General features: G+C 35.6%; 4 protein-coding genes. 3 read left to right on the forward strand and 1 reads right to left on the reverse strand.

Translation table 11 applies throughout. From position 1 onward, the window contains the following. Positions 1 to 215 precede the first annotated feature (215 nt). Positions 216 to 950 (forward strand): hypothetical protein, encoded by a 735-nt coding sequence (locus C200_RS04450; RefSeq protein ID WP_032126360.1) that lies wholly within the window; start codon positions 216 to 218, stop codon positions 948 to 950. 122 nt (positions 951 to 1,072) lie between these two features. On the opposite strand, the gene C200_RS04455 is transcribed toward C200_RS04450, so the two are convergent. Then, positions 1,073 to 2,131: a hypothetical protein gene (locus C200_RS04455; protein ID WP_016211895.1), complete on the reverse strand. Its 1,059-nt coding sequence runs from the start codon at positions 2,129 to 2,131 to the stop codon at positions 1,073 to 1,075. A 508-nt stretch (positions 2,132 to 2,639) separates the two neighbouring features. On the opposite strand from C200_RS04455, the gene C200_RS04460 reads away from it, so the two are divergent. Continuing rightward, positions 2,640 to 3,386, forward strand: a complete 747-nt coding sequence (locus C200_RS04460) for a division plane positioning ATPase MipZ (RefSeq protein ID WP_016211894.1) — start codon at positions 2,640 to 2,642, stop codon at positions 3,384 to 3,386. Next, on the forward strand, positions 3,387 to 3,791 hold the full coding sequence (locus tag C200_RS04465; protein ID WP_016211897.1) for a hypothetical protein: 405 nt from the start codon (positions 3,387 to 3,389) through the stop codon (positions 3,789 to 3,791). Positions 3,792 to 4,290: the final 499 nt, after the last annotated feature.

A 4,290-nucleotide genomic window follows, 5' to 3' on the forward strand; every position in this document is an offset into this window, starting at 1 on the left:
ATTCGTTGAGCGCTATAACATATGTATAGCTCTCAGTATTTACATTAATCATTTTCCGCACTGTTTTTAGTATTTTTTAAGGTAAAGTTTTATTTTTTAGTAAACATTTTTCAAAGTTAACTAACTCCAATAGATTTTTAATAAGTAATAATTTAGCATTCTTGTTTATGGAGTTACTTCACGTTAACTAATTAAGAATTAAAGGAAAAGAGCCTATGCCAAGCATACAAATGAAAGCAAAAATAGACATTAACTTACAACATGACCAATTAAGTCAGTCTCCTGTAGGAAGCTGCCGAACTTATAAGATATGCCAAGGAATACTAAATAAATATGCAATTGATAAAGATCATTTAAAAAAGCCAGAAATTATTTTAATGGCATATATACAAAATAATCCAGATGTACAACTTGCCGAGGCATTTGATATTGCCGAGTCAATAGCCTGCATGAAAATGGATAAGTTAAACAGCCTTCTTAGTATGTATTCTGCCGGCAACCTTATGACTGCTGAAATAATTCAACAGTTTTCTAGTGAATTAGACAAGAAAGCGGCTATGAATGCACTTCGTCGTCAAACTTACAATCCTTTTGAAGCCCATGGATTTAGCTTGATCACTTGCGAAAATAAATCTAAATTTCTAGGCGAATTGTCTCAAAAAGTAAAAAGCATGGGGCTGCAAACTTTGGAAGATTTACGTGAAGACCTCTTAGAGGGTCAAACTAATCCAAAAAGCCCATATCGCGAGCTATGGCGTGAAAAAGGTTTATTTAAATACAAAAGTGACAAGCCAGAAAATCATAATTCAACAACTAGCACAAGAGAAGCATTGAAAATGCTTGATCAAGAAATTCAAAGAAAAACTCCACCCCTCCCATTTAAGAATGAGAGTATACGAGCTTCAGGTCCAGATCAAAGTACAAGCCATGCAAGTAATGTAAGTCCATGATACTTTCCGACTAAAAAATTAACTGAAAACATATAACCCTTCATTATTGGTCAGCTACTTTAGTCTTATCGCTTGTAGTAGCTGTAAAACAATTAAGTAGAACCGTTTGAATAGTAGGTTGCTTATGAAGATTGAAAACTTACCATTCCATTCGGCCGGGTAAATGTTGGCGCTATCGCGCTTAAAATCCCCATCACTTTGTCAATGGTGTAGCCTCTTTCGGTATACGCATTTTTCAAAAACCACAGCATTTCATCAAGACTATTACCAAATTTTTTAGAAAAGTGTTTCAATCGCTGCATGTGCTTATTCGTCACTTCTCGCCCAGCTGAATTTTTTTGCTGCTTATAAAAATTCTGGCTTAGCTGGTTTGTCACAGGTCCATGCGCTACAGCCATATCGACAGGGACATCTTCAAGCACAGCTAAGTCATTACTCAAGTTAGGCGTAACACCTTCAGTGTTACACGGCTTATTAAGGGTAATCTCAGTATTCATCGCTTTTGCTTCATCAAGCGCCTCTTGTGTTTCTGAAAGTGCGCTTCTAAGTTCCTTCTCTTTGTTTGCCCAGTCAGCTAAATCAATAGTGTTTAAAAGTTGGTCATTGTGTTTTCTTTTTTCTTCACGTAATTGAGTCAAAATAAATTCAAGCTCAATAACAATACTCCCTTGTGATGCACATTGCTCAAAATTAAGCACGGGGTTATTAATACTTTCTTTATCTTTCTGTGCTTCCTTTATTGAAAAGTCGATTTCGACATCTCCATTTTGCGAATTCGCAACTTGAGCCTTTTCAAGGCCTTCAGCACTTTTAGGAGCTTTAAGCGGTTGCTTTTCTTTAATCGGGTATTGTGTTGTATAGCTCGCAAGAAAGGCACTGATGGCTTTAGTGTTTAAACTAAATACGGTGGTACGGTCATAGCACTTGCGCTTAATCTGAGTGAATATTTTATTAGTAAATAACTGTTTTAGAGCCTTGCCAATTTGATACAGTGTGAATTGATGAAAAAGTGCCTCTTTTAACTCTTCACGAGTTAAATAGTGCTCATTCCAGCCATATTCATTATGGCGAAATGTAGACAGCGCTAAGATTGCGGAGGCACATGGGTTGTGTTTACAAATGGCAGTCATCCATGGATAAACTACAGTGACTCTTTCTTTAGGTTGTCGAATTTTAAGCATAAGTATCCTGTCCTCATAAACTTATAGGATTGACTAATGCTGTATAGAAACCTAAAATAGAAATGTCTAGGCAGGTTTCTACGCCAGCCAGTTGTTAGCCCTCCTGCAAGAGGGCTTTATTTTTATGAATATAACCTCAATATTCCCCTTTATCAAGAAAATAAAATGAGTGAAATGTATTGGTGCTGCTCTTTTTAAACAAATACCTAACGATACCTATCAATATCGATATCTTTCGATATCTAATAATACCTTGTGATACCGATCAATACCTTTGAGTATTTGTAAGTATTAAATAATTAGAACTTAATAGCCTTAAGATTTATTTTTATTTATTAGAGTTTAAAATGATACCGATCAATATCGTAAGATACCTATCAATATCTATCAATACTGATTGATACCTATCAATACCTTGCAATACCTGAATTTATAGTATAAATTTTATAGTAGATACCTTTAGGTATCGATAGGTATTGAAAAAATAATTTCATCCAGGGGAAAAATAATGGCTGTGATTTTATGTGGCGGTGAAAAAGGTGGTACAGGGAAAAGTACAACTTCGGTTAATTTAGCTGTAATGGCTTCTTTAATTGGTAGAAATGTTGCCTTATTAGATTGCGATAAACAGGGAACATCCCGTAACTTCATTGATCGTCGACGAGATAAAGGTACTTTACCTACACCTGACTGTTATCAAATTAGTGGTAAGCATGTTTATAAAGAAATAGCATCATTAGCTGAGAGGTATGACGATGTTATTATTGATGCAGGTGGGCAAGACTCTGTAGAACTTCGCTCTTCTATGGTTGCCTCTGAATTAACTTTAATGATTAGCCCAGTTCAAGCAAGTGCTTTTGACTTAGAAACTTTAATTAAGATGGATGAACTTGTAGAAACATCACAGGTATATAATCCTAAATTGAATTGCAAAGTTTTAATTACTCGTGCTAGCACACATGTAAAAATTAAGAAAACTGATGATGCTATTGCTTTTGTAGATGAGTTAGAAAATATTAATCGCTGTAACTCTGTGGTTTGTGAAAGAGTTGCTTATCAATATGCATCTAATAATGCTAATGCTGTCGTTGAGTATGAAAAAGATCTTTACTCTGCTATGCCTGCATATAAAAAGAAGTCATATACTCCCAAAGCCAGTATTGAGATGTGTTCTCTATTTAAAGAAGCTTTCGGTATAGAGTTTAACTTGAACGAATTTATTGATTTAGAAGTACCTATAAAGGAGGCTATCTAAATGGCTGGACAATTTGATCACTTAAAGAAAAAGAATAAAATTGAATTAACTCCTGATAGTTTTATTAACGAAGCTGCTGGTGGAACAGTTGCTACTTTAGACAGGGGAAATGTTGATACTTCTGTTGCTCAAGAGAAAGCTGTAGACTCACCTGAAGAAGCCAAGAAGAAAGGTAGACCACGTAAGGATATGGCTTCTGAGCTATTGATTACTACTAAAGGAAGGCATACAAGGAAAAAATCAGAAGCTTTTAATTTGTATTTACCAAAAGAGCTAGACAAGGAAATAGCAGAAAAGACCGCAGGAAATAAACAATTAGTACTTAACTACTTAGTTAAGACTGCTTGGGACTCAATAAAGCGTAAAGGCAAAATGATTGTTGTTGATGCTGATGAAGTGGCATAATAGCTAATATTACTAATACCGATAAATACCTACCAATACCGGTATTTGTCGATATTGATAGGTATTGTTAAGTATCGGTATCTAAAGGTATTACTATATAAGGTCTACAATTTTCTTTTTAGCCTCACTATCACCCTCGATATAACGCTGAGTGGTTTGTAGTGTGGTATGTCCTGCAAGCTGTTGAACATCACGCAAAGAACCACCTGCTTTGATGATGTTTTTAGCCGCTCTTGAGATTCAGGAATTTCAAAAAAATGATCCTGGCGGCAATGTTTAGGAGGATGTTAAATTCTGGTCAGTATTGCTGTGGCCATTACCGAATATAATGTCTGCAGGCGGTTTTTTAGGTGAAAATAGGCGAATTCTCTAATTTCGGGCGGAGTTACCCTACTAGAAGCCTCTAAATCGGCTGGTTGCTAGCTCTTCATAGTAATTGTACTTTTCCCTAAGAGTAAGACCAAATTGGGTGCTTACTCTTCTTAACTGATTGCCGCAC

Source organism: Piscirickettsia salmonis LF-89 = ATCC VR-1361 (assembly GCF_000297215.2).
GTDB classification, from domain to species: Bacteria; Pseudomonadota; Gammaproteobacteria; order Piscirickettsiales; family Piscirickettsiaceae; genus Piscirickettsia; species Piscirickettsia salmonis.